1 protein-coding gene is annotated in these 316 nt (G+C 57.9%); it reads left to right on the forward strand.

Translation table 11 applies throughout. The features are described 5' to 3' along the window. The coding region (locus FHL16_RS33940; protein ID WP_177346278.1) for a malate:quinone oxidoreductase at positions 1–258 on the forward strand (258 nt) is incomplete at its 5' end. Positions 259–316: the final 58 nt, after the last annotated feature.

A 316-nucleotide genomic window follows, 5' to 3' on the forward strand; every position in this document is an offset into this window, starting at 1 on the left:
CACCTACAGAAAGTGTTCAAGGACAAGGTGGCTTCGCCTGCCTGGCAGGAAAAGCTGCATCAGATCGTGCCGAGCTATGGCACTCAGCTGAACGGCAGCCCTGAGAAGGTTGCGCAGGAGTGGGCTTACACCGCCAAGGTGCTGCAACTGACGCCGCCGCCGGCGATTGGTCAGGTAGCGGCTCCGGCTGCTGCTCCGGCTGATGCTGATAAGGCGAAAGCGCCGAAGGCTAATGCTGCCAGTGATATGGCTTTGTAAGTAGAAGCGTAATCAGAGAAAGCCCACTGACCGGAGACGGTCAGTGGGCTTTTTTGTG

The organism is Pseudomonas sp. FSL W5-0299, from assembly GCF_005930655.1.
In the GTDB taxonomy this organism is placed as follows: Bacteria; Pseudomonadota; Gammaproteobacteria; order Pseudomonadales; family Pseudomonadaceae; genus Aquipseudomonas; species Aquipseudomonas mandelii.